At 72.0% G+C, this 24,955-nt stretch carries 19 protein-coding genes and 2 pseudogenes; 8 read left to right on the top strand and 13 right to left on the bottom strand.

The window, feature by feature from the left end:
• Positions 1 to 18 precede the first annotated feature (18 nt).
• Positions 19 to 1,269: a L,D-transpeptidase gene (locus ACWGJ2_RS22375; protein ID WP_453347925.1), complete on the bottom strand. Its 1,251-nt coding sequence runs from the start codon at positions 1,267 to 1,269 to the stop codon at positions 19 to 21.
• A gap of 428 nt (positions 1,270 to 1,697) precedes the next feature.
• On the bottom strand, positions 1,698 to 2,045 hold the full coding sequence (locus tag ACWGJ2_RS22370) for a hypothetical protein (RefSeq protein ID WP_453347924.1): 348 nt from the start codon (positions 2,043 to 2,045) through the stop codon (positions 1,698 to 1,700).
• A 186-nt stretch (positions 2,046 to 2,231) separates the two neighbouring features.
• Here ACWGJ2_RS22370 and ACWGJ2_RS22365 point away from each other — a divergent pair, with 186 nt between their 5' ends.
• A complete protein-coding gene (locus tag ACWGJ2_RS22365; RefSeq protein WP_453347923.1) occupies positions 2,232 to 2,543 on the top strand; it encodes a hypothetical protein in 312 nt (103 codons plus the stop codon).
• Between the two features lie 76 nt (positions 2,544 to 2,619).
• Here ACWGJ2_RS22365 and hutH read toward each other — a convergent pair whose 3' ends face one another.
• The 6 genes and pseudogenes from hutH to ACWGJ2_RS22335 all read right to left on the bottom strand — a co-directional run bounded on the left by hutH (position 2,620) and on the right by ACWGJ2_RS22335 (position 9,112).
• Positions 2,620 to 4,164: a histidine ammonia-lyase gene (gene hutH, locus ACWGJ2_RS22360; RefSeq protein WP_453348006.1), complete on the bottom strand. Its 1,545-nt coding sequence runs from the start codon at positions 4,162 to 4,164 to the stop codon at positions 2,620 to 2,622.
• Between the two features lie 133 nt (positions 4,165 to 4,297).
• Positions 4,298 to 5,083: pseudogene (locus ACWGJ2_RS22355) on the bottom strand (diguanylate cyclase domain-containing protein); the annotation flags it as partial.
• A 467-nt stretch (positions 5,084 to 5,550) separates the two neighbouring features.
• Positions 5,551 to 5,869 (bottom strand): annotated as a pseudogene (locus tag ACWGJ2_RS22350) (diguanylate cyclase); the annotation flags it as partial.
• Between the two features lie 101 nt (positions 5,870 to 5,970).
• Positions 5,971 to 6,777, bottom strand: a complete 807-nt coding sequence (locus ACWGJ2_RS22345; protein WP_453347922.1) for an enoyl-CoA hydratase/isomerase family protein — start codon at positions 6,775 to 6,777, stop codon at positions 5,971 to 5,973.
• Positions 6,778 to 6,839: 62 nt separating this feature from the next.
• Positions 6,840 to 7,934 carry an adenylate/guanylate cyclase domain-containing protein gene (locus ACWGJ2_RS22340; protein WP_453347921.1) on the bottom strand — a complete coding sequence of 365 codons (1,095 nt, stop codon included), beginning with the start codon at positions 7,932 to 7,934 and terminating at the stop codon, positions 6,840 to 6,842.
• 284 nt (positions 7,935 to 8,218) lie between these two features.
• Positions 8,219 to 9,112 (bottom strand): biotin--[acetyl-CoA-carboxylase] ligase, encoded by an 894-nt coding sequence (locus tag ACWGJ2_RS22335; RefSeq protein WP_453347920.1) that lies wholly within the window; start codon positions 9,110 to 9,112, stop codon positions 8,219 to 8,221.
• Positions 9,113 to 9,326: 214 nt separating this feature from the next.
• Between ACWGJ2_RS22335 and ACWGJ2_RS22330 the strand changes: the two genes are divergently transcribed.
• Together ACWGJ2_RS22330 and ACWGJ2_RS22325 are read left to right on the top strand one after the other, a co-directional pair.
• Positions 9,327 to 10,928, top strand: a complete 1,602-nt coding sequence (locus tag ACWGJ2_RS22330) for an acyl-CoA carboxylase subunit beta (RefSeq protein WP_453347919.1) — start codon at positions 9,327 to 9,329, stop codon at positions 10,926 to 10,928.
• A 68-nt stretch (positions 10,929 to 10,996) separates the two neighbouring features.
• The gene (locus ACWGJ2_RS22325; protein WP_453347918.1) at positions 10,997 to 11,245 is read left to right on the top strand and encodes an acyl-CoA carboxylase epsilon subunit; all 249 of its coding nucleotides are present in this window, start codon (positions 10,997 to 10,999) and stop codon (positions 11,243 to 11,245) included.
• Positions 11,246 to 11,352: 107 nt separating this feature from the next.
• On the opposite strand, the gene ACWGJ2_RS22320 is transcribed toward ACWGJ2_RS22325, so the two are convergent.
• Genes ACWGJ2_RS22320 through ACWGJ2_RS22310 form a run of 3 tightly spaced genes read right to left on the bottom strand, consistent with a single transcriptional unit; the run spans position 11,353 to position 16,987 of the window.
• Positions 11,353 to 11,682 (bottom strand): hypothetical protein, encoded by a 330-nt coding sequence (locus ACWGJ2_RS22320; RefSeq protein WP_453347917.1) that lies wholly within the window; start codon positions 11,680 to 11,682, stop codon positions 11,353 to 11,355.
• On the bottom strand, positions 11,679 to 16,352 hold the full coding sequence (locus ACWGJ2_RS22315) for a putative T7SS-secreted protein (RefSeq protein WP_453347916.1): 4,674 nt from the start codon (positions 16,350 to 16,352) through the stop codon (positions 11,679 to 11,681). Before ACWGJ2_RS22315 ends, ACWGJ2_RS22320 begins: the two co-directional genes overlap by 4 nt.
• On the bottom strand, positions 16,352 to 16,987 hold the full coding sequence (locus ACWGJ2_RS22310) for a hypothetical protein (RefSeq protein ID WP_453347915.1): 636 nt from the start codon (positions 16,985 to 16,987) through the stop codon (positions 16,352 to 16,354). The genes ACWGJ2_RS22315 and ACWGJ2_RS22310 overlap by 1 nt, the downstream gene beginning before the upstream one ends.
• Positions 16,988 to 17,305: 318 nt before the next feature.
• Between ACWGJ2_RS22310 and mmpB the strand changes: the two genes are divergently transcribed.
• The 4 genes from mmpB to ACWGJ2_RS22290 all read left to right on the top strand — a co-directional run bounded on the left by mmpB (position 17,306) and on the right by ACWGJ2_RS22290 (position 20,964).
• Entirely contained in the window at positions 17,306 to 17,434 is a 129-nt protein-coding gene (gene mmpB, locus ACWGJ2_RS22305; RefSeq protein ID WP_453347914.1) for a morphogenic membrane protein MmpB, read from the top strand.
• An 85-nt stretch (positions 17,435 to 17,519) separates the two neighbouring features.
• Positions 17,520 to 18,155, top strand: a complete 636-nt coding sequence (locus ACWGJ2_RS22300) for a Maf family protein (protein WP_453347913.1) — start codon at positions 17,520 to 17,522, stop codon at positions 18,153 to 18,155.
• A 143-nt stretch (positions 18,156 to 18,298) separates the two neighbouring features.
• Positions 18,299 to 20,488: a carbon starvation CstA family protein gene (locus ACWGJ2_RS22295; protein ID WP_453347912.1), complete on the top strand. Its 2,190-nt coding sequence runs from the start codon at positions 18,299 to 18,301 to the stop codon at positions 20,486 to 20,488.
• Positions 20,485 to 20,964: a CstA-like transporter-associated (seleno)protein gene (locus ACWGJ2_RS22290; protein ID WP_453347911.1), complete on the top strand. Its 480-nt coding sequence runs from the start codon at positions 20,485 to 20,487 to the stop codon at positions 20,962 to 20,964. Before ACWGJ2_RS22295 ends, ACWGJ2_RS22290 begins: the two co-directional genes overlap by 4 nt.
• A 63-nt stretch (positions 20,965 to 21,027) precedes the next feature.
• Here ACWGJ2_RS22290 and ACWGJ2_RS22285 read toward each other — a convergent pair whose 3' ends face one another.
• Positions 21,028 to 21,552, bottom strand: a complete 525-nt coding sequence (locus tag ACWGJ2_RS22285; RefSeq protein WP_453347910.1) for a hypothetical protein — start codon at positions 21,550 to 21,552, stop codon at positions 21,028 to 21,030.
• A gap of 373 nt (positions 21,553 to 21,925) precedes the next feature.
• Here ACWGJ2_RS22285 and ACWGJ2_RS22280 point away from each other — a divergent pair, with 373 nt between their 5' ends.
• Complete coding sequence (locus tag ACWGJ2_RS22280; RefSeq protein WP_453347909.1) at positions 21,926 to 23,701, top strand: acetyl/propionyl/methylcrotonyl-CoA carboxylase subunit alpha; 1,776 nt, start codon at positions 21,926 to 21,928, stop codon at positions 23,699 to 23,701.
• Between the two features lie 112 nt (positions 23,702 to 23,813).
• On the opposite strand, the gene ACWGJ2_RS22275 is transcribed toward ACWGJ2_RS22280, so the two are convergent.
• The gene (locus ACWGJ2_RS22275; protein ID WP_453348005.1) at positions 23,814 to 24,800 is read right to left on the bottom strand and encodes a DeoR/GlpR family DNA-binding transcription regulator; all 987 of its coding nucleotides are present in this window, start codon (positions 24,798 to 24,800) and stop codon (positions 23,814 to 23,816) included.
• Between the last annotated feature and the right edge of the window lie 155 nt (positions 24,801 to 24,955).

The raw sequence follows: 24,955 nt of genomic DNA, 5'->3' as shown, positions 1-24,955 counted from the left end.
TCGGGCTCAGGCTCAGGCTCAGACCGCCGAGCCCGCCTTCCACTCGGACCAGTCCATGTTCCAGCCGTTGAGACCGTTGTCGGGCTGGACGGTCTTGTCGGGGGAGCCCTCGACGTCGACGATGTCGCCGATCAGCGAGTTCTCGTAGAACCAGGCACCGTCGGTGCTGCTGTCGTTCGCGCCCTGGCTGTCCTTCAGGCCGACGCAGCCGTGGCTGGTGTTGCCCGAGCCGAACGGGGCGCCCCAGTAGTTGCCGTGGATGAAGGTGCCGGAGGTCGAGAGACGCATGGCGTGGGGCACGTCCTTGATGTCGTAGCCCTCCTCGCCCTTGCGCCCGAAGCCCACGGTGTTGCCGTCCATCCGGGTCTCCTTGTGCTTCTCGGAGATCACCATCTTGCCGTTGTACGTGGGGTTGCTGGCGCTGCCCGCGGAGATCGGGATGGTCTTCAGCTTCTTGCCATCACGCACGACGGTCATCGTGTGGTTCTTGACGTCCACGGTGCTGACCTGCGAGCGACCGATGTTGAAGGTGACCTTCTTGTCCTGGACACCGGTGAGGTTCTGGCCGCCCTTCACGCCGTCGAGATCGAGGTCCAGGGTGACCTTGGAACCGGCCTTCCAGTACTCCTCGGGACGGAAGTCCAGGCGCTTGCCGTCGAACCAGTGGCCGACGACCTCCTGCCCGCTGGTCGAGTTGACCTTGATCGCGGACTGGACGGCCTTCTTGTCGGTGATCTCCTTGTCGAAGGTGATCGAGACCGGCATGCCGACGCCGACGGTCTGGCCGTCCTCGCCCGCGTAGGTGCCGATGAAGCTGTTGTCCGGGGAGACCGTGGTGAAGGACGAGTTCTCGACGGCCTTGCGGCCCTCGCTGTCCTTCGCCGTAGCAGTGATCTTGTACTGGGTCGCCCGCTCAAGCTGTTCCTTGGGCTTCCAGGACTTGCCGTCCGCGGACAGCGAGCCCTCGACAGCGGTCCCGCCCTGGGCGGTCTCCATGCTCACGTCCGTGAGCTTGCCCTTGGTGACGGTGACATTGCCGCCGGTGTTGATGCTGGCGCCGTCGGAGCCGTCCTTGGAGGCGATCTTTATTCGGGCCTGCGACTCGTCCTTCTTGTCGGATATCTCCGACTTGGCCTTGGATCCCCCGGAGTCGCCGCCGTCGCCACCGAACATGCCGCATCCGCTCAGCGTCAGCACACCACCGAGCAGCGCTGCGGTTGTCGCTATGCCCTTGCGGTGTTTACCGAGCGTCGTCACACGCTTCTCCATTGCTTCTGAAACCCCATGTCTCCCCGATATGCTGCGTACGCCCCCTACCGGATCAAACCGGACATGCGCACCCCAGCTCTACGCAAGAGAACGCAAACTGCCTATGACCGGTTCCACTTTCCGTAAAACTGTGGGCCAGGCCACGCGGCCACCAGAGTAGGGGTACCCAGGCAGCGTGGAATACCGAGTAGGACGCGCGCGGACCCGGTTCGGATTCCCCGATCCGCGCCTCTTTTCACATTCCCCCGGGGACACCGCGAAGCCGTCACGGGATCGTCACAGGACGTTCCCGGCTCCTCGCGTGTCGCGCTCTCCCCCACCGTGCCACACGTTCCCCCTGTCGCCCCCGCGCGCTGGTCCGGGCCCTCACGCGCCGGGCGCGGGCCCCCGCAGAGGCCCGCGCCCGTCCGTCCGCTCTCTGTCACAGCTCAGCCGCGTCCCGCGTTCACCACCGCGTTCTCGGCCGCCGGGTCCTCCACGTCGTCCAGGTCGTCGAAGTCGAAGCCGTCAGGGCCCTCCGGGTCGTCGGGATCGTAGTGCGTGCCCTCGCTGCCCCAGCTCGCGTGGGCCAGCTCGACGCCGGGGAGCCCGTTGACCAGGTCGACGGGGTCCACGAGGTACGCGATGGCCTCGCCCGCGTCGGCCGCGACGATCTCCCTGGCGTGCTCGCGCTCCTCGTCGGGCATCAGCGCGTCGCCCTCGATACGGGCGAGGGCCGCCCTCGTCAGCTCGGCAGGATCGGCGATCTCGACCACCAGTTCCACACGGAGCCGCACGTGCGGTGAAGAAGTTGATGTCTCGTCAGCACTCATGGGACGGAGCGTAGGCGGCGGCCGGGCTTCCGCTTCCGTACGACCCGCTGCTATCAGTAACATCGGCTTTCACGCCGCCAGTTCACCGCGTGTCCCCAGGACCACCTCACTCGGAAGGGGCTCTTCGTGCCGGGAGCCGGGCACTCCGCCTTGTCCGCACACCGCCGTCTGCTGGTCACGGCCGCCGCAGCGGGCGCCGTGCTCTTCGCCCTCTGGTTCGTCCCCTCCGCGAAGGCCACGCCGGACCACGCTGCCGCCTCCGCCTCCTCCTCGACGGTCTCCTCCGCCTCCACCACACGGACGGACCACGCCGAGGCCGCGGGGACGGGCGGAACCGCGTCGCAGTCACAGTCGCGGCTGGCCGACACCGGCGGCTTTGACGCCGCGCCGTACATGCTCGGCGGCCTCGGCTTCGTGGGCGCGGGCGGCGCGCTCGTCGCGCGCTCCCTGCGCCGCGCCTGACGCCGACGCCAGCGCCTGACGCCAGCGCCTGACGCCCGCGCCCCCACTCGGCCGGTCCTAGCCGTACCGCCCGCCGTCAGGCCAGCTCGCCCACCTCGGACTCCACCGCAGCGACCAGCAGCCCGTCCCGCACGAAGCGCTCCGCCGCCGCCAAGTCGGGGGCCAGGAAGCGGTCCTCGCCCGGGCCCTGGACGCCCGCCTCGCGCAGCGCCCGTACGACGGCCCGCGAGGCGGCGCCCGGCGTCAGGCCGGCGTCGGCGCGCAGCTCGACGGCGCGCGCCGCCGCGTACAGCTCCACGGCGACGACGCGGGTCAGGTTGTCCACCGCGGTACGCAGCTTCCGCGCCGCCGACCAGCCCATCGAGACGTGGTCCTCCTGCATCGCCGAGGAGGGGATCGAGTCGGCCGAGGCGGGCACGGCGAGCCGCTTCAGCTCGCTGACCAGTGCCGCCTGCGTGTACTGCGCGATCATCAGCCCCGAGTCCACGCCCGCGTCGCCCGCGAGGAAGGGCGGCAGACCGTGCGACCGGTTTTTATCGAGGAGCCGGTCCGTGCGCCGCTCCGCGATGCTCGCGAGGTCGGCCGTGGCGATGGCCAGGAAGTCCAAGACGTACGCGACGGGCGCCCCGTGGAAGTTCCCGTTGGACTCGACGCGGCCGTCGGGCAGCACCACGGGGTTGTCGACGGCCGCCGCCAGCTCGCGCTCCGCGACCGTACGGGCGTGCGCGAGCGTGTCGCGACCCGCGCCCGCGACCTGCGGGGCGCAGCGCACCGAGTAGGCGTCCTGGACGCGGGGCGCGTCGTCCTGGTGGTGGCCCGTGAGCTGCGAGCCCTCCAGGACCTTGAGCATGTTGGCGGCGGCCGCCGCCTGGCCCGGGTGCGGGCGGATGGCGTGCAGCTCGGGCGCGAGGACGCGGTCCGTGCCCAGGAGCGCTTCGAGGCTGAGGGCCGCGGTGATGTCGGCCGAGGTGAACAGGCGGCCGAGGTCGGCGCAGGCCATGAGCAGCATGCCGAGCATGCCGTCGGTGCCGTTGAGGAGCGCCAGCCCCTCCTTCTCGCGCAGCTCGACGGGCGCGATCCCGTGTGCCGCGAGCAGTTCGCCCGCGTCCCGCACCTCGCCGTCGGGGCCCTCGGCCTCGCCCTCGCCCATGAGGGTCAGGGCGCAGTGCGAGAGGGGCGCGAGGTCGCCGGAGCAGCCGAGGGAGCCGTACTCGTGGACGACGGGGGTGATGCCCGCGTTGAGCACGTCGGCCATGGTCCGCACGACCTCGGGACGCACGCCCGTACGGCCCGACGCGACGGTCTTCAGGCGCAGGAACATCAGCGCGCGCACGACCTCCCGCTCCACGCGGGGCCCCATGCCGGCGGCGTGGGAGCGGACGATGTTGCGCTGGAGCTGGGCGCGCAGGCCGGGGCTGATGTGGCGTACGGCGAGGGCGCCGAAACCGGTGGAGACGCCGTAGACGGGGTCGGGCTTGGCGGCCAGCTCGTCGATGAACCGGCGCGCTGCTCCGACGGCCGCGAGGGCGTCCGCCGACAGCTCGACACGGGCGCCGTCACGGGCGACGGCGATGACGTCCTCGGGCGTGGTCCCCGAGGCCCCTACCACCACAGTTTGCATACTCATATTCAGGCACCCTAAAGAGTGAATCCTTCTCTGTCACGGCCGGGGCCCGGCGCTCGCCGCGCGGCGCCCGGCCGGCGCCCGCCGGGCGCGCCCTTCACCGGCCACTCACCGGCCACTCACCGGCCACTCACCGGCCACGGAAGCGGCGCCGCTCCCCGCCCCGCCGCCCGGCGGGGGCGTCGGCGAGGCGGACGACGGGATCGTCCGTGCCGCCGTGCCGCCCCGCGACCACGGGCCGCGCGGCGCGGGCCGCCTTCGCGCGGTACTGGGCGGCGTCGGCGAGCCGGAAGAGGCGGCGCGCCGACCGCACGGGCCCGACGGGATCGCCCGTCGAGGCGACACCGCACGCGACGCCCTCGCCCGTCTCGAGACCGGCCGCCCGCCGGCACAGCTCGTCGGCGACGCGCACCACCTCGTCGGCGTCCGGGCCCACCGCCAGCAGGCAGAACTCGTCCCCGCCCAGCCGCGCGGCCAGTGCGCCGGGCAGCATCGCGCCGCACAGGGACAGCACCGCGGCGAATCGTTCCAGCAGTCGGTCGCCCTCCTCGTGCCCGTACTGGTCGTTGACGCGCTTGAGCCCGTTGACGTCGCAGACAGCGAGGCTGACCACGGCGCCCTCGGCGCGGTGCCGCTCCAGCCCCTCGTCGAGCGTCGCGTCGACGGCGCGGCGGTTGGCGAGCCCGGTGAGGGGGTCGGTGAAGGCGAGGCGGCGCACCTCTTCGAGGCGCTCGTTCTGCGCGATGCCCGACGCGATGATCGCGGCGAGCACGGTCGCGAAGTCCGCGTCCTCGCTCCCGAAGACGGGCTCGCGCGGGCCGCGCGCGAGATATAGCTCGCCCCAGGCCCTGCCGTGGAGCACGATCGGGGCGACGAGGCAGCAGCCGCGGCCCCTGCGGCGCAGCACGGCGCGGCGGCCCGCGCTGCCGACGCTGTCCGCGCGTACGGCGTAGGGGCCGGGGCTGGCCCTGGGACCGGCCCCGGACTCCGGTCCGGGCACCGCCCGCGCCGTGTGGGCGGTCCCGGTGTGCCCTGTGCTCCCGGCGGCTCCGACCGCCCCGGCTGCCCCGGCAGTCCCAGTGGCCCCGGCGTGCCCGGCATGCCCGGCGCTTCCAGCGTGCCCGGTGTGCCCGGCGCTCCCGGCGGCTCCGGCCGCCCCGGCAGTCCCGGCGTGCCCGGCAGTCCCCGTGGTCCCGGCCGCCCTGGCGCTCCCGGCAGCTCCGGCCGACCCGACGCACCCAGCAGCCCCAGCGTTCCCGGCCGCCCCGGCATGCCCGGCGCTCCCGGCCGCCCCGGCAGTCCCGGCAGTCCCCGTGGTCCCGGCCGTCCTGGCGCTCCCGGCAGCCCCAGCGTTCCCGGCGTGCGCGTCGTACTCGTCGTGCACGTCCTCCACCCAGGCGTGGGGGCCGCCGCCCCCGCCCGCCCAGCGCGCGTGGAGGAACTCGGTGATCTCGGGGAAGTCGTGCACCGGATACGACTCGTCCTCCGGGTACTCCTCCTCGCCCTCCGCCAGCTCCCCCACGTTCACGAGGACGCGCAGTCTGCCGCGGGCCCGCTCCCACACCGAGACAGCGGCGAACGAGGCGTCCATCGCCTCCCGCGCCCCGGTGGCCGCCGCGTGCGCGACCTCGCGCGCCGTGTGCGCGGCGGCCATCGCCTGAGCGAGCGCCACGACAGCGCGAAGCCGCGCTTCCTCTCCCATAGGCCAAGGTTAGGAGGCTTTGCCCCACTATGCCGGGTGGGTTGCTCCCGTCACGCGCGCCCCCTCCGTCACACCCGCGGGCCGGGCGCCCGCCACCGGCGTCACTCGCCCGGCCACTGCGGCTTCCGCTTCTCGTTGAAGGCCGCCACGCCCTCCGCGCGGTCGCCGGAGAAGGCGACGGTGCGCCAGGCCGCGTCCTCTGTCTCGAGGCCCGCGTGGAGGTCCATGCCCCAGCCGGTGCGCAGGGCCCGCTTGGCGGCGCGCAGCCCCACTGGCGAGTTGGCGGCGATCCGGGTGGCGAGCGCGAGCGCCTCCTCGCGGGCGCGGCCCTCGTCCACCAGCAGATCGACGAGCCCCAGCTCGCGTGCCTCGGCGGCCTCCACCCTGCGCGCGGTGAAGATCAGCTCGGCGGCGCGCGCCGCCCCGACACGGCGCGGCAGCAACTGCGTACCGCCGCCGCCCGGGATGACGCCGACGGAGACCTCGGGCAGCCCGACCACGGCCCCGGGGTCGGCCACGATCACGTCGCAGGACAGCGCCAGCTCGTAGCCGCCGCCGAGCGCGTACCCGTGCACCGCCGCGACCGTCGGCATCGGCAGCTCCAGCACCCCGGTGTACGCGGCACGCGTGTACGGGCGCTGCCTGCCCAGGTCCGCGTCGCTGAGCGCGTTGCGCTCCTTGAGGTCGGCGCCGACGCAGAAGGCACGCGGGTGGGTGGAGGTGAGCACCGTGGCCCGCACTTCCTTGTCCGCCGCCAGCGCCGCGCACGCCTCGCTGATGCAGAAGGCCATCTCGGTGGAGACGGCGTTCATGGCCTTGGGCCTGTCCAGGACCAGCTCGGCGACGTGCGTCTCGCTGTCGGTCCGTACCGCGACCCATTCCCCGTAACGCTCTTCACTGACGCTCATACGGCAACCGTACGGTCATGTCCGACGCCTGTGGGTGGCCAGGCCGCTTCGGTAGGCCTCGGTTACTGACGCCGCCCCAGCATCCAGGGCTCCACCACGCCGAGCCCCCGCACGGGCCGCTGGTAGAGCGGCTGGAGGGCGAAGGGGAAGTCCGAGAGGTCCTCGGTCTCCTTCTCGGACTCGGGCGCGTCACCGGCCGCGACCAGCTCCGCCCGGAACGCGCCGTCCACCAGCACCGTGTCCTTGGGCGCTATCGAGGTCAGCCTGCTGGCGAGGTTCACCGTGTTGCCGAAGACGTCGCCCATCCGCGTCGTCATCGTGCCGAAGGCGATGCCGACGCGCAGCTCGGGCATGGTCTCGTCGTTCGCCAGCGTCTCGATGAGGCGCAGCCCGATCTCGGCCGCCGTGCCCGCGTCCTCGGCGACGTAGAGGACCTCGTCTCCCAGGGCCTTGATGAGGCGTCCGCCGTTCGCCGCGACGAGGTCGGCCGCCGTCGTCTCGAACGCCTCGACCAGCTCGCCCAGCTCCTCCTCCTCAAGGCGCCTGGTCAGCCGGGTGAAGCCGACGAGGTCGGCGAAGCCGATGGCCTGGCGCCTGTCGACGGTGTCCTCGTCGTCCATCGCCTGCACGACCCGGCCCGTGGAGGCCGCGAGCTGGCGCCGCCACACGTAGACGAGGAACTCCTCCAGCTCGGGGAGGAGGAGCTGCACCAGCGGATAGGTGACCTCGTTACGGGTCATGCCCGGCTCGGGCGGCTCCGTGAGGCCCATCAGGAAGGAGTCGATCTGCCAGTCGGCGAGCCGGGCCGTGGTCTGCCCCGTCGAACGGGCGACCTGCACCGCCATCGTCTCGCTGAGCAGCCCCGCCTCGACGAGGCCCGCGAGCCGCCGCAGCGCCAGCACGTCCGCTTCCGTGAGCGCCCGCGCCTGGCCGACGTCGGCGAAGCCCATCGCGCGCCAGAAGCGCGACGCCAGCTCCATGGAGACCCCGGCGGCGCGCGCCGCCTGGAACGGCGTGTACTGGCGCTCGGAGCCCAGGATCAGTTCTTCGATCCGGAGCGCACTGGGGTCGTCCTCGGTGCCCTTACGGCCACCGCCGCCCTGTACGCCCTCGGACTCTGTCGCACGCGCGGGAGTGCCCGGTTCGTCCTCGGTCACTGCCCCGCCCCTCGCCAGGTCCGGTCGTCCCTGCGCACTGCCCTTCCGTTCTATTGCCGAGCCGTCCCGGGGATGCCGGGTCACCCACGGCTCCCTCGCATCCGCCGGTTGCCCACAATACGGCAGCTGTGGGCTAGCTCACTCCTCACCTGCCCGGAAGGGTGCCCCCGTCATCAGCGCGCCACCTGCCCGAAGGGGCCTGCGCGCGCCTCCTAGGCACCTGCACCGGCGCCCGGTCCGCCGCTCGTACCGCCGCCGGACTCGCCGCCCGTACCGCCGCCCCGTCAGCCGCCGGAACCGCCGCCGGACTCGCCGGGCGCGGCCGGGCGCAGATGGACGATGTCGCCCGCCGCGACGGGCCGCTGCACGCCCTCCGCCGTGGCGAGGACGAGCCGCCCGTCGCCGTCCACGGCGACGGCCTCGCCGACGAGCGCCTCCCCGCCCGGCAGCTCGGCCCGCACCGTGCGGCCGAGGGTCGCGCAGCCCGCCGCGTACGCGTCCAGCAGGCGGCTCTCCGAGGGGTCGCCTTCCGCCGCGCACCAGCGGCCGTACCAGTCCTCCAGGGAGCGCAGCACGGCGCGCAGCACCGGGTCGCGGTCGCTGCCCTGGGCGCCCGCGAGGGTGAGGGAGCCCGCGGTGGGGACGGGCAGTTCGCCGGCGCGCAGGGAGACGTTGAGGCCCATGCCGAGGACGACCCCGTCCTCGCCCGTGCGCTCGGCGAGGATGCCGCCGAGCTTGCGCTCGTCCCCTTCGACGTCGATGAGGAGGTCGTTCGGCCACTTCAGCGCCGTGTCCACGCCCGCCGTGCGCGCGAGGGCGCTCGCCGCGGCGACCCCGGCGAGCAGCGGCAGCCAGCCCCAGCGCTCCTGGGGGACGTCCGGCTTGAGCAGTACGGAGAAGAAGAGCCCGGAGCGGGGCGGCGCGCTCCAGGCGCGGTCGAGCCGCCCGCGCCCCGCGGTCTGCTCCTCGGCGACGAGTACGGCGCCCTCCTCCGCCGTGCCCGCGCGGGCGCGTTCGGCGAGGTCGGTGTTGGTGGAGCCAGTGCGTTCCACGACGTCGAGCCCCGTCCACAGGCCGTCGGGCCGCACCAGCGCACGGCGCAGCGAGGCGGCGTTGAGCGGGGGGCGGTCGAGGTCGGACCAGCGATTGTCCGGGCTGTCGGACGAGTTCGGCGTCATGCGTCCCACCCTAGGACGGGGGTGGCGGGCGTGGGGCGGGGCGTGGGCGGCGTATCCGGAACCCGCCCGTACCCGGCGGGAACGGGCGCCGTTCGCGGGCCCGAGGCGGGTAAACGGAAGGTTGAGGGTGACCAACGCCGCACCCGCAAAACGCCGTGGCGCCGATAACCTACGAGCCGGTAGCCACCCGCTGACGAGTAGGAGCCGCACGCTGATGTCCGAGCCGCGTGACGAGCACAGCCCTGACATCCACACCACCGCGGGCAAGATCGCGGACTTTGAGCGCCGCACCATGGAGGCGACGCACGCGGGTTCGGAACGCGCGGTGGAGAAGCAGCACGCGAAGGGGAAGCTGACCGCGCGCGAGCGCGTGGAGCTGCTGCTCGACGAGGGGTCCTTCACGGAACTGGACGAGTTCGCCCGCCACCGTTCCACCAACTTCGGCCTGGAGAAGAACCGGCCGTACGGGGACGGCGTCGTGACCGGCTACGGCACGGTCGACGGCCGCCCCGTCGCCGTCTTCTCGCAGGACTTCACGGTCTTCGGCGGCGCGCTCGGCGAGGTCTTCGGGCAGAAGATCGTCAAGGTCATGGACTTCGCGCTGAAAACCGGCTGCCCGGTCGTGGGCATCAACGACTCCGGCGGCGCCCGCATCCAGGAGGGCGTCAGCGCCCTGGGCATGTACGGCGAGATCTTCCGCCGCAACACGCACGCCTCCGGGGTCATCCCGCAGATCAGCCTCGTGGTGGGGCCCTGCGCCGGCGGCGCGGTCTACTCACCGGCGATCACCGACTTCACCGTGATGGTCGACCAGACCTCGCACATGTTCATCACGGGTCCCGACGTCATCAAGACCGTCACCGGTGAGGACGTCGGCTTCGAGGAGCTGGGCGGCGCCCGTACGCACAACTCGACCTCGGGCGTGGCGCACCACATGGCCGGGGACGAGAAGGACGCGATCGACTACGTCAAGTCGCTGCTGTCCTACCTGCCGAGCAACAACCTCTCCGAGCCGCCCGCCTTCCCCGAGGAGGCGGACCTGGAGACCTCGGACGAGGACCGCGAGCTGGACACGCTGATCCCGGACTCCGCGAACCAGCCGTACGAGATGCACAGCGTCATCGAACACGTACTGGACGACGGCGAGTTCCTGGAGACGCAGCCGCTGTTCGCGCCGAACATCATCACGGGCTTCGGGCGCGTCGAGGGGCACTCGGTGGGCGTCGTCGCCAACCAGCCGATGCAGTTCGCCGGGTGCCTGAACATCGACGCGAGCGAGAAGGCGGCGCGCTTCGTCCGCACCTGCGACGCGTACAACATCCCCGTCATCACCTTCGTGGACGTCCCGGGGTTCCTGCCGGGCACGGACCAGGAGTACGACGGGATCATCCGGCGCGGCGCGAAGCTGATCTACGCGTACGCGGAGGCGACGGTTCCGCTGATCACCGTGATCACGCGGAAGGCGTTCGGCGGCGCGTACGACGTCATGGGCTCCAAGCACCTGGGCGCCGACCTCAACTTCGCCTGGCCGACGGCCCAGATCGCCGTCATGGGCGCGCAGGGCGCGGTCAACATCCTGCACCGCAGGACGCTGGCGGCCGAGGAGGACGAGGGACGGCGCGAGGAACTGCGCGTCGAGCTGACGCAGGAGTACGAGGACGCGCTGCTGAACCCGTATACCGCGGCCGAGCGCGGGTATGTGGACGCTGTGATCAGGCCGTCCGAGACGCGGCGGTACATCACGCGGGGGCTGCGGACGCTGCACTCGAAGCGCGAGCAGTTGCCGCCCAAGAAGCACGGCAACATCCCGCTGTAACGACCACGCCGGTGCCCGTCCGGGGCGGCTGTCCCGGCCGGGCCGAGGGCTTAAGGAGGCGCTCGACGATGCTCGACTCCATGGAGCCGACAGGGGAACACCCGCCGTTCCCGCCGATCAAGGTCGTACGGGGCAACCCCACCCCGGAGGAACTGGCCGCGGCCCTCGCGGTGGTCCGCGCCCGCGCCGCGGCGACGGCGGACACGTCCCCGCCCCCCTCCGAACCCCCGGAGTGGTCCGACCCTGCCCGCACCATCCCCCGCCGCGTCCCTGTGGCGGGCCCGAAGGCCTGGCGCACGGCATTCTGGCCGGGGTGACGGGACGGTCCCGGTTCCGGTTCCCTTATGGGGTCCGGGACATGTGACGGTTCGAAAGGGCTCGCGGCGTGATGCTGCGGGCCCTTTCACCGTCATATCGTCACCCGTCAGGAGACAAGGCGATCCCCGCGCTCGGTATTCGCAATCCAGCAAGAGCCGCCTTGTGGACTCCAATTTGCCTCGTCCAGGTCATGGACCACTCTCGCCAAGATCTCCGCATTATCGCTTCCCCATGAGGAAACACCTTTCTCCTCAAGGTCACCCACAATCACCAAGCCGTCGTCGAGTAGACATGACAGGATCTCCGCAAACTCCTCCTTGAAGTCACGCGATCCGCCAGTGGATGACTCCCGCGCCAGATCAATGAGCCTGTCAACCGGAATCCAGTCGTCAAGTCCTTCAGTCAGAAGACTCCGAATGACTTCTTTCCTCTTCATGGGAGATGCACCTTCAGGCTATTTTTCCCTTCGGGGAAAATGTCAATCGTTTCCCCGCCGGAACGCGAACCGGCCCTCCATTGTATGACGGTTCCGTCCGACAACTTGAAGACATCCGGAATCTTTGGGCCACGCGCAGGGAGTCGCTCCGCATCCTGTGTCCATCTGTCAAAGGTAGCGCGCATCTCTTCTGGCGAAGAGATCTCTCGCACGTGCGCCTGTTTCCCCCTCGGCAAGGAATCGAATTCGGAGCGCCAGGAACTCGCGTCCGGTGTCTTTTTTCCGCCTTCTGAGGTTTCCTCTTCAGGACACCCCTCCGGCGCCAGCCCCAGCGGGTCCACCCACGTCAACGGGTTGTGAACGTACGTTGCCGGGTTGGGCGCGGGCTCAAGGCCCAAGGGGTCCGGGCTCGCGTAACGCCCCGTCGATGGGTCGTAGTAGCGGTGGAGGTTGTAGTGGAGGCCCGATTCGGGGTCGAAGTATTGGCCCGGGAAGCGGAGGGGGGTGTACGTCGTGGCGTCGGCGTTCCACGTTGTCGTGCCCCAGAGCGTGGTGCGGGTGCGCCAGGCGATCTCGCCTGAGTCGTCCACCAGCTCGGTCGGGGTGCCGACCAGGTCCGTGACGATGGCGAAGAAGCGGGAGTCGATCTCGGTCTGGGACGTGGCGTCCGTGAGGCGTTCCGTCTGGGCAAGGGGGCGCAGGCCGTCGTGGTCCCAGGTCAGCGTCACCGGATCGGGCAGGCCGGGCCCTGTCGTGGTCTGTTCGGCCAGGGTGGGGCCGTCCCAGGTGAAGTCGACGCGTTCTGTCGCGGAGTGCTTCGCGATGCGGCGGCCCAGCGGGTCGTAGCCGTAGCGCCACACGGTGCCGTCCGGGGTGGTCACCGAGGTGAGGTGGTCCTCGGCGTCCCAGGTGTAGCGCCAGGTGTCCGGCTTCTTGGACAGGCGGGACTTCTGGCGCAGGACCACCCGCCCTGCCGCGTCGTGTTCGTAGCGCAGCGCCCCGGCCGTGCGCAGGCGTGTGCCGGTGTAGGTGCGGGTGCCCTGGGCCTCGGCCCCCGGGTGGGCGGCGGGCCAGGCGGCACTGGTCTGGTTGCCCGTCTCGTCGTACGCGTAGGACTCCGTCCAGTCCTGCGCCCGCACCCCGGTCACCCGCCCCGCCGCGTCGAGGTCGAAGACGCGGGGCCCGTCCAGCGCGTCCTCCACCCCCACCAGGTGGCCGTCCGCGCGGTAGGTCCAGGCGCGGTGCTGGATCGTGGCGGCCGAGGGGCCGCCGGTGACCGTCTGGGCGCTCAGGCGTCCGGCCGGGTCCCACACCTGCGCGAACTGGACCGCGTCCCCGACCCGGCGCCCCGTCTCCCGCCCCGCCGCGTCCCGCGTGAAGTCCACCGTGCGCCCGCCCGTGGTCAGCGAGACGCGGTTGCCGGAGGGGTCGTACGTCGTCTCCGCGACCGCGCCCGTGGGCGTCACCCGTCGCGTCCGGCGGCCCACCGCGTCCCAGGCGTACGTCGTCGCGCGGCCGTTGACCACCTCGGTCCTGATCCGCCCCAGCCGGTCCCGCTGCCACATCACCTCCGCGTCCGGGCCCACCGCGTGCAGCAGCCGTCCCGCCGGGTCGTAGCCGAACGTCGTCACCGCGCCGTCCGCGTCCTTGCGCACCACCTGGCCCAGCAGGTCCCGCTCGAAGGTGACCGGCTGCCCCAACGGGTTGGTACGGGACGTCAGTTGCCCCGCCGCGTCGTACGCGTAGGTGACCACGCGATCGTCGAAGTCCGACTCCGACACCAGGCGTCCGGCCGCGTCGTACGCGTAGTCCCAGGTCAGGCCCTGCGGATCGGTGACCCGCGTCAGGCGCAGCTCCGCATCGTGCGTGAACTCGTACCGCACCCCGTCCGGGCCCGTCCGCGCCGCCAGCAGGTCGAAGTGCGTGTACTCGTACGACGTCACGCCCCCGACCGCGTCGACGTGGCGGACGCGGTTGCCCTCCCCGTCGTACGCCCACGACTCGCTCGCCCCGTCAGGACCCGTACGCCGCGCGAGCCGCCCCTCCACCGTCCACTCCAGCCGCGTCGCCGCGCCCACCGGGTCGGTGATCACGACGGGCCGCCCGAACGCGTCCCGCTCGTACCGCGTCGCCTCCCCGCCCGGCTCCGTCACCACCACCGGCAGCCCCGCCGCGTCGCACTCCACCCGCGTCTCGGCGCCCAGCGCGTCCGTCACCGAGGCCAGGTGGCCGCGCGCGTCGTACGCGTACCGCGTCACACACCCCGCCGGGTCGGTGACGGCCACCCGGTTGCCCCGCCCGTCGTACGCGGTCTCCCACCGCGCGCCGTCCGCCTCCACGACCCGGATCGGCAGGCCCCGTTCCCCGTAGGCGACCTCCCTCACCCGCCCGTCCGGACGCGTCACCCGCACAGGACGGCCCTCCCCGTCCCGCTCGACGCGCGTGACCCGGCCCAGCGCGTCGGTACGGGACAGGAGCCGTCCGTGCCGGTCGCTCTCCGTGCGGACGGTGTGCCCGAGCGCGTCGGTGACGGCGACGACCTGGCAGGCGCGGTTGATGACGTACCGGGTGGTGTTGCCGCGTGCCGTGGTCAGCGTGGTGACGCGGTGTCCTGTGGCCGGGTCGGGGTCCTCGTAGGCGATGCGGACCTGGAGGTGCCCGTCCGTGCCGCCCTCCGCGACGACGCGGTGGCGGTCGTCGTAGACATAGTCGTAGCGCCGGTCGTTCGTGTCGGTCCACGAGGTGATCCGGCGTTCCTCGTCGTACGCGAAACGCAGCGGCAGCCCGGAGGAGTTCACGACGTCGGTGAGGTTGCCGCGCTCGTCGTAGCCGTACCGCTTGACGAGCTGATCCGCGCCCTCCGGACCCGCGCCCACCAGGCTCAGGGCCGTGACGCGGCCGTTGTCCGTGGTGACGGCGAGTTCATAGCCGCCCGAGTGGGCGATACGGGAGGGGGTGCCGTCGGGCGCGTACTCGAAGGTGATCCGGTTGCCGTTGCGGTCGGAGATCTCCTCCAGCGGCGCGACTCCGTCGCCGCCGGGACCGGACGCGGCCGGACCCGTGAAATGAAGGCTGTGGCCGCTCTCGGGGTCGGTCAGCAGATAGTCACCGTTGGCGTCGATCTCCAACGGCCTCCGCGGCCCGCTCGCGGGCAGGGTCGGCACCCCGGGCGCCGGGTGGGGGTAGGGCAGCAGGAGGCCGTCCTCGGTAACGAGGACGACGCCCTCGGCGTCGATCTCCAGGCGCTGGTCGACGGTGCTGGCCCAGGAGGGCCCGAACCAGCGGCCCGCGCGGTAGCCGGACTCCACCTGCCGGCGGAAGACCAGCGGCAGCGCGCCCGGCAGGGCCACGTCCGTCTGCGGCAGGTACATCTTGCCGGTCGCCAGGTCGACCGGGTCGGTGTCGTCGGAGCACCTGTCCTTGTTCTCGGTCTTGTGCTCCTGCGCGCCGTCGCGGTCCAGGTCGTCGCGTGCCCGCGTGTCCTCGTCCGGGGAGCGGTCGTTCGGCCGGTCTCCGGGGCGGTCGTGCGGGGAACGGTCGGCGGAGGCGAGGTCGTCCGACGGCCCGTCGTGCGGAACCCTCCGCGCAGCGCCCAGCCCCTTGCGGGCCAGCCCCACCCCCTTGGAGCCCGCCGCCTCGGGGATCAGGCGGGCGAGGAACTCGGAGGGGTTCTCGCGGAACCCGTCCCACATCGCCTTGCCCGTGCCGACCGGGTCGTTGCTCATCCGGACCAGCCCGGTCACGGTGCTGTTCAGGTTCATGACGTACGCGCCGGGGTGCGTCAGGTTGTACGGGTCCTGCGGGTTCAGGCCGCGCGCGAAGTTCGCGAGGCCCGCCGTGCCGCGTATCAGGCCGCCCGCCGCGAACGAGGCGTCCGTCTTCAGCCCGTCCAGGCCCGAGTCGAGCTGCATGTTGTCCGGCGGCTTCGGCGGCGCCGCGTCCCTGGCCGCGTCGACGGCCGTACGGGCGGTGCTCGCGGCCTCGTCGCGCTGCCGGCGTGCCTCGTCGAGGATGGCCTGCGCGGCCTTTATGCCGGAGGCGCCCGGATCGCTGTCGCTCGGCTTGTCGGGGAGTTCGTCGCCCTTGAGGCCGTAGTCGACCGAGTCCTGATAGGTCTTGACCTTCTCCGCGTGCGCGTCCGACGCCGCCTTCGCCTTCCTGTACTTCGCCAGCGCCTCCCGCGCCTGCCCCTGCGCCCACTCGACGGTCCCGGCGAAGTCGTCCAGCGCCTTGGCCGCCTTCTCGCAGGCGTCCGCCGCCTTGTGCCACTTCTTCGGCTCGACGGCGACCTTCTCCCGGAACGCGTCCGCCGCCTTGCCCCGCAGATGCTCGGAGTCCAGCCCCTTCAGTCCTGCGGCGACCTTCTCGAACGCCTTCTGGAAGTCCTTCAGATGCGACGCGTTCGCGCGCAGCGTGCTCACGCTGCCGTGGATCAGCTTCTTCGGGTCCTCGGTCTCCCCCAGCCGCGCCTCGCCGACCTTCGCGCCCAGCCGGTTGGCGGCGGCGTCGCCCTTGTCGCGCAGCCAGTTCGTCGCACCCTCGGGCGCGCCCGCTTCGTCGAAGCGGGCGGCGACGTAGTCCGTGCTCCGGTCGACGGCGGTGCCGAGCATCTCGGCGCCCTTCTCGGCGCCGTCCTCCAGCCAGTCCGGCGTGAAGTCCCCCAGGCCCATCAGCCGTCGCCCTCCCGCTCGGCCCGGTCCTCGGGCGAGGGTCCGAACGTGTCGTCCAGCGCCCGCTCCCGGGCCTCCACGGGTATCCCGGCACGGTCCAGCACGAAGTCCGTACGGGCCCCGCCCAGGCCCTCGGTGCTGAGGCTGCGGCCCGTGTCCTTCCACTCCTGGCCCATCGCGCTGAGCGCCGCCTTCTGCTGCGCGGGAGTCTCGGGCGCGTCGGGCTCGATGATGGCGCTGTAGCTCTGCTCGGCCACGTCGTCCTCGCTCGCGTACGGGTTGCCCACCAGCGAGTTGAGGCCCACCTTCCAGGTGCCCGCCCAGTACGCGTCCTGCTCCCACACCATGCCCGCGGCCAGGCCCAGCTTCTCCGCCAGGACGTTGGCCTCGCCGACCAGTGCCCGCACCCCCCACTCCCAGCGCTCGCAGAAGCCCTCGAAGGAGTCGGCCAGTGCGCCGTCGCCCGCCTCCAGGCCCGTCATGGCCATGCTGCTGAACCCGGCGCCCCGCAGCGAAGCCGACTCCGAGGCGAAGCCGTCCAGCTCCTTCAGCTCGCCGATCGCGGTGCGCAGTCCCTTGGTGATGGCCTTCAGGGACTTCTCGCTGACGTCCAGATCCCCGAACTCGCTCGCCACCACCGCTGGTCCTCCCCGCCTCTCGGCACATACCGGCCCACCGGTTACCCACCAGTCGTCACGGGCGCACACAGCACCGTAACGGCGCATCCCGCGCACCACACGCCCCGCCCCACGCTGCTCCGCTCCGCCTCGTGACGGACGACGAGGACGGCATGGTCCGGTTGCCGTAGCCGCACCCGCGTGCGGGGCGCGACGGGAGGTCGCGGGACAGAAGGGAGCCGGGAGACCGGCGGGGAAGGGGAGGCCGGAGGGAGCGGCCGAGTTGAGTACCCGTACTCAGGCGTTCCCGTCGCCGACGGGCGGAGCATGGAAGGCATGCTCTGGTCCGACCCCCGCGACGAGCCGCCGGAGGAGCTGCGTACCGCCCAGGCGATGCTGCGGCGTCTGACCTGGCTGCTCCCGGTGGCCGTCGTGATCGTGCTCCTGCTCTCCTCGGTACGCTGACGCGCCCGTCCGGTCGCCGGTGAAGCCCGCGGCACACCCGCCCGCGCCCGGCCGCCCGGCCCCCGCCCCCTCCCGCCTCCTTACGATGGCGGTCATGACCTCTCAGCTCCCCGGGGCCGCCGCCCCCGCCCGCCGTCTCGTCCTCGCCTCCGCCTCGCCCGCCCGCCTCGGGCTGCTCCGGCAGGCCGGGCTCGCGCCCGAGGTGGTCGTCAGCGGGGTCGACGAGGACGCGCTCGACGCGCCCACACCGGCCGAGCTGGCCCTCGTGCTCGCCGAGGCGAAGGCGACAGCGGTGGCCGGTCGCGCGGAGGCGGCCGGTGCGCTCGTCGTCGGCTGCGACTCGGTGCTGGAGCTGGACGGGCAGGCGCTGGGCAAGCCCGCCGACGCCGAGGAGGCCACGGCGCGCTGGAAGGCGATGCGCGGGCGTTCCGGGGTGCTCCAGACAGGGCACTGCGTGATCGACACCCTCCACGGCACCCGTGCCTCGGCCACCGCCTCTACCACGGTGCACTTCGGGGAGCCGACGGACGCCGAGGTCGCGGCGTACGTCGCCTCGGGCGAACCGCTGCACGTCGCGGGCGCGTTCACGCTCGACGGGCGGTCGGCGCCCTTCGTCGAGGGCATCGAGGGCGACCACGGCAACGTCCTCGGCCTCTCCATGCCGCTGCTGCGCAAGCTGCTCGCGGAACTGGACGTTCCGGTGACCGGTCTCTGGGCGTGAGGCCCCGCGCCACCCAAGCGCCGCCCACCGCTCCGACTTGGACATAACGACACTCAATCGAGATCTTTTACTCCGTCGTGGCTGGTTAGCATCGTCGCTGGCCCCTGCATGCAACATCCTGTGGAAAGGCAAGGCACGACGGAGTGTCCAAGTTCTCCCCCCTACGCATCGCCGCCTGGATCTGTGTCGCCGCGCTCGGCGCCACGGGCTGGGCCGTACTCGCGCTCTCCCGGGGCGAGAAGATCTCCGCGATCTGGGTCGTCGCCGCCGCGGTGGGCTCATACCTCATCGCGCAGCGCTTCTACGCCCGCTTCCTCGCCCGCAAGGTCCTGCGGACCGACGACAGCCGCGCGACCCCGGCCGAACGCCACGACGACGGCGTCGACTTCCACCCCACCGACCGCCGCGTCCTCTTCGGCCACCACTTCGCGGCCATCGCGGGCGCCGGACCCCTCGTAGGCCCCGTGCTCGCGGCCCAGATGGGCTATCTGCCGGGCACGATCTGGATCGTCGTCGGCGTGATCTTCGCGGGCGCGGTCCAGGACATGGTCGTCCTCTTCTTCTCGATGCGCCGCGACGGCAAGTCGCTCGGGCAGATCGCGCGGGACGAGATCGGCAGGGTCGGCGGAATCGCCGCGCTGATCGCCGTGTTCGCCATCATGATCATCATCCTCGCGGTGCTGGCGCTCATCGTCGTGCAGTCCCTCGCCGAGTCCGCCTGGGGCACCTTCTCCATCGCGATGACCATCCCCATCGCCTTCTTCATGGGCGTCTATCTGCGCTGGCTGCGCCCCGGCCGGATCACCGAAGTCTCGCTGATCGGGGTCGCGCTGCTGCTGCTCGCCATCGTCAGCGGGCGCTGGGTGGCCGAGGCGCCGTGGGGCGACGCGTTCGTCCTGTCGCCGAAGACGCTGGTCGTCTGCCTCGTCGTGTACGGGTTCGTCGCGTCCGTGCTGCCCGTCTGGATGCTGCTCGCGCCCCGCGACTACCTCTCCACCTTCATGAAGGTCGGCACGATCATCCTGCTCGCCGTCGGCGTGCTGATGGCCAACCCCGACCTCGCGGCCGACCCCCTCACCCACTTCGCGCGCGAGGGCAACGGACCGGTCTTCGCCGGGTCGCTCTTCCCGTTCGCGTTCATCACCATCGCCTGCGGCGCGCTCTCCGGCTTCCACGCCCTGATCTCCTCCGGGACCACCCCGAAGATGATCGAGAAGGAGGGCCAGGTCCCGCTGATCGGCTACGGCTCCATGCTGATGGAGTCCTTCGTGGCCATCATGGCGCTGGTCGCCGCCTGCGTGATCGACCCGGGCCTCTACTACGCCATGAACGCCCCGGCCGGCGTGCTCGGCGACAGCCTCCAGTCCGCCTCGCAGGCCGTGCAGGGCTTCGGCTTCCACATCAGCCCCGATCAGCTCCAGTCGATGGCGGACGCGGTCGGCGAGGAGAGCCTTGTCGCGCGCACGGGCGGCGCTCCGACGCTGGCCGTCGGCATGGCGGTGATCCTCGCCAAGGCGTTCGGCAGCGACGGCATGATGTCCTTCTGGTACCACTTCGCCATCATGTTCGAGGCGCTGTTCATCCTCACCGCCGTCGACGCCGCCACCCGCGTCGGGCGCTTCATGCTCCAGGACACCTTCGGCAACTTCCTGCCGCGCTTCCGCGACAAGGAGTGGAAGCCCGGCATCTGGATCACCTCGGCGCTCGTCGTCCTCGCATGGGGCTACTTCCTGTGGGTCGGCGTCACCGACCCGCTCGGCGGCATCAACCAGCTCTTCCCGCTCTTCGGCACGGCCAACCAGCTCCTCGCCTCCATCGCCCTGACCATCTGCACCACGCTGCTGATCAAGTCCGGGCGGCTCAAGTGGGCCTGGGTGACGGGTGCGCCGCTGGCCTGGGCGCTGGCCGTGACGATGACGGCGAGCTGGCAGAAGGTCTTCTCGTCCGACCCCGCCGTGGGCTTCTTCGCGCAGCGCGCCAAGTACCAGGACGCGCTGGCCGACGGGAAGGTGCTGGCCCCGGCCAAGACGCTCTCCGACATGGAGACCGTCGTCCACAACTCCACCGTCACGGGCACGCTGTCCGCCGTCTTCGCCGCGCTGACGATCGTCATCTTCCTGGCGTGCGCCCGCGTCTGCGTGAAGGCGCTGCGCAACGGGGGCTCGCTCCCGACGCACGAGGACGCCTACGTGGAGTCCAAGCTGACCGCGCCCTCGGGGATGTTCCCGACGGCGGAGGAGCGGCGCGCGACGCGCGAGGACGCGCTTGTGGGGGCGGGAACGGGTTCCGCGACGGGTGACGGTTCCGGCTCTGGCTCCGGCGGGGCGCCGTGATCTGGCCCCGCAGGCGTGGCGCCTCCGGCTCCAGCGGTGCGGGACGCTCCCACGGGTCCGGCGCGTACGAGCCGCCCCACGCGCCCGGTGCGGCCACGCCCTCGGTGCCGGGTGCGAGGTCGTCGGCGTCGCGCACCGGCCGTAAGCGCCGCGAAGGGCGCGAGGAGCGCGGCACCGGACGCCGTACCGGAGGCGGCCTCGGACGCCGCGCCGGCCGCGAGAGCCGCACCACGCGCGTGCCGGGCGCCGCGCCGCGGCTCCCCGCGGGCGCCGGTGTCCGGGCGCGGCTGCGGCACACCGTCGCGTGGACGCTCTGGTACGTGCGCGAGCTGAACGGCGAGCACGCCTACGAGCGTTACGCGGCCCGCGCCCGCGCCGAGGACCCGCACGCGCGGGTGCTCACGCGCGGCGAGTTCGAGCGCCGCCGCACCGACCGGCGCGACGCCGACCCCCGCGAGGGCGGCCACTGCTGCTGACGTTCCTTCGGCCCGGGCCCCGACCGGACCGCGGGGGTCCGGGCCGAAGGTCCGTCAGAAAGGTCAGGAGGCCGAGGGTTCGGGGCTCGGGCCCATGGGCTCGGGCCCCGCGCCGGAACCGGAGCCCGAACCCGATCCGGAACCCGGACCGGAACCGGAGCCCGCCGTCCCGTCCGCGCCGCGCGGGCCCCTGCCCGCACCGTCGCCGTAGCTGACCAGCGACCACACGATCAGCGCGAGCGACAGCATCATGAAGAAGAAGGCGGCCCACCCCACGAGCCCCACGGACGCGGCCCCGAGCAGTCCCTGCACCACGGCGCAGCTGATGAGGACGATACGGAAGAAGCTCTTCGGCGGCCTGTCCCGCGCGGCCATGGTCAGCAGGATCGCCGCGCAGAGCAGCAGATAGGCTCCGAACAGGCACCCCGCTATCCAGGCCGACGCGCTCATCGCGCGGGGGTCGAGACCGGCGAGGGACATGTCCTGATCGTCAACGACCAGGCCGAGGACGAGGTTGATCAGCACGATCCCCGCCGCCTCCAGCACCAGCACCAGCGCCGCGACCGCCGCCACTGGACGTCTGAGCACCACCCCGCCACCCACTTCCGCTCGTTACCGCGAGTACGTCGTACAGCAGGCCGAACGCTACTTACGGGTATCAGGCTCGGCAAGGGGATCGACGCGAAGCAAAGTTTCCCCCTCTACTTCGTAGGAATCCCACAAAAATGCGCGGGCGGTCCCGGTGTCCACCTACAGAGACGTTGCCCACATCCGAGGTTCGGTGAGCAAGCGGCGAAACCCGGCGTACCGTGGAACAACAGGGTCGGTGGCAGTTTCCGCGCCCGCGGAGCACCGCCTCTGTGGGCAAGCTCACCCCCCAAGGCGACTCGGCGTCCGGTGTCGCCAGTACCTAAAATCACAGCGTCAACTGTTGCGGCGCAGCGCCAAGTAGGGAGTCATCGTGCGCAAGGTGCTCATCGCCAACCGCGGCGAGATCGCAGTCCGCGTCGCCCGCGCCTGCCGGGACGCGGGTATCGCGAGCGTCGCCGTCTACGCGGAGCCCGACCGGGACGCGCTGCACGTGCGCGTCGCCGACGAGGCATACGCCCTGGGCGGTGACACTCCCGCAGCCAGCTACCTGGATGTCGAGAAGGTACTCAAGGCCGCCGCCGAGTCCGGCGCCGACGCCATCCACCCCGGCTACGGGTTCCTCTCCGAGAACGCCGACTTCGCCCAGGCCGTCCTGGACGCCGGGCTCACCTGGATCGGCCCGCCCCCGCAGGCGATCCGCGATCTGGGCGACAAGGTCGCCGCGCGGCACATCGCCCAGCGCGCGGGCGCGCCCCTGGTCGCGGGGACCAAGGACCCGGTCTCCGGGTCCGAGGAGGTCGTCGCGTTCGCCGAGGAGCACGGCCTGCCCATCGCCATCAAGGCCGCCTTCGGCGGCGGCGGGCGCGGCCTGAAGGTCGCCCGCACGCTGGAGGAGGTCCCGGAGCTGTACGACTCCGCGGTCCGCGAGGCCGTGGCCGCCTTCGGCCGCGGCGAGTGCTTCGTCGAGCGCTATCTCGACCGCCCCCGGCACGTGGAGACCCAGTGCCTGGCCGACAAGCACGGCAACGTCGTGGTCGTCTCCACCCGTGACTGCTCGCTCCAGCGCCGCCACCAGAAGCTGGTGGAGGAGGCCCCGGCCCCGTTCCTGAGCGAGGAGCAGAACGCGGAGCTGTACCGCGCCTCCAAGGCCATCCTCTCCGAGGCGGGCTACGAGGGCGCCGGGACCTGCGAGTTCCTGGTGGGCCAGGACGGCACGATCTCCTTCCTGGAGGTCAACACGCGCCTCCAGGTCGAGCACCCGGTCACCGAGGAGGTCACGGGCCTCGACCTGGTCCGGGAGATGTTCCGGATCGCCGACGGCGAGGAGCTGGGCTACAGCGACCCGCCGATGCGCGGCCACTCCTTCGAGTTCCGCATCAACGGCGAGGACCCGGGCCGCAACTTCCTCCCCGCGCCCGGCACCGTGACCACCTTCGCTCCGCCGTCGGGCCCCGGTGTCCGGCTGGACGCGGGCGTGGAGTCGGGCAGCGTCATCGGCCCGGCCTGGGACTCGCTGCTGGCCAAGCTCATCGTCACCGGCGCCACCCGTCAGCAGGCGCTCCAGCGCGCGGCCCGCGCCCTGGACGAGTTCACCGTCGAGGGCATGGCCACGGCCATCCCCTTCCACCAGGTCGTGGTGAAGGACCCGGCGTTCGCGCCGGAGGTCCACGGCCGCGAGGGCGAGCCCTTCGACGTCCACACCCGGTGGATCGAGACGGAGTTCAACAACGAGATCAAGCCCTTCGCGGGCGCCGGTGCCGAGGCCGACGAGGACGAGGGCGGGCGCGAGACCGTCGTCGTGGAGGTCGGCGGCAAGCGCCTGGAGGTCTCGCTGCCCTCGTCGCTGGGTGTCTCGGCGGCTCCGGCGGCCAACGGCGCGGCGAAGAAGCCCAAGCGCAAGGCGGCCAAGAAGTCCGGTTCCGCCGCCTCTGGCGACGAGCTGGCCTCGCCCATGCAGGGCACCATCGTCAAGGTGGCCGTCGAGGAGGGCCAGCAGGTCGAGGAAGGCGAACTCATCGTCGTCCTGGAGGCCATGAAGATGGAGCAGCCGCTGAACGCGCACCGCTCCGGGACCGTGAAGGACCTCAGCGCCGAGATCGGCGGCTCGCTCTCCGCGGGCACCGTGATCTGCCAGATCAAGGACTGACGCCGGGGGCCCCGGAGCCCCCGGGTCCTCCCCGGAGCCCCCGGAGCCCCGTACAGCGCGGCCCGGCGCCTCGGCGCCGGGCCTTCCGCCTTCCTCCGTCCGCCGCCGGCCGCTATCGGCGCCTCGGCGCCAGATCGGCCACGCGCCCCGGCGCCCCGTCCGCGAGACCGCCGGAGGCGCTGCGCAGTTGGGGCGGCGACGGCGGGGAGCCGCCCGCGCCCTGCTGGTGGTTGCGCCGCTGGCCGGGCAGCGGCATGTCCCGTCGGCCCTGCCCGTGCTGACCGTGCTGCCCGTGCGCGGCGGCACCGCCCTGCGCTCCCCCCGAACCCGCGACCCCGTCGGGGCCGCCCGCGGCGGGGCCCGCGACGGTGATCTGCACACCCTGATCGGCCAGGGCCTGCAACTCCGTCGCGGCACGGTCGTCGTGCGGGGGCGGCTCGTCGGTCACCAGCCGGGTGATGACGTCCGTCGGCACCGTCTGGAACATGGTGTCCGAGCCCAGCTTGGTGTGGTCGGCGAGGACGACGACTTCCGTGGCGGCCTGGACCAGCGCACGGTCGACGCTCGCGGAGAGCATGTTGGACGTGGAGAGACCGCGTTCGGCCGTGAGGCCGCTTCCGGAGAGGAAGGCGCGGGAGACGCGGAGCCCCTGGAGCGACTGCTCGGCTCCGCTGCCGACCAGCGCGTAGTTGGAACCTCTGAGGGTGCCACCGGTCATGACGACTTCGACCCGGTTGGCGTGTGCCAGGGCCTGGGCGACGAGCAGCGAGTTGGTGACCACCGTCAGCCCCGGCACGCGGGCGAGCCTGCGTGCCAGTTCCTGTGTGGTCGTCCCCGCTCCGACGACGATCGCCTCGCCCTCTTCGACGAGTCCCGAGGCGAGATCGGCGATGGCCGTCTTCTCCGCGGTCGATAGGTGGGATTTCTGGGGAAAGCCGGACTCCCTGGTGAAGCCACCGGGGAGGACGGCGCCGCCGTGCCGGCGGTCGAGCAGCCCTTCTGCCTCCAGCGCCCGTACGTCACGTCGGACGGTCACTTCGGAGGTCTGGACGACGCGTGCGAGCTCACGGAGCGATACGGCTCCGTTCGCGCGCACCATTTCGAGGATCAATTGACGACGTTCCGCAGCGAACACGAAACTGACAGTAACGCCAATGTCCGTCTGCTTTCAGCGGTTTGCGCCGATTAACAGAAGTTGTTCGTACCAGAGCGCCCAGCGTGGTATAGAAGCGTCATCCGGTGGCCCGTACGCGC

This window comes from Streptomyces sp. NPDC054796, from assembly GCF_053611545.1.
Note: the sequence above shows the minus strand (reverse complement) of the source record. Positions and strands in the feature narration are given on the sequence as shown.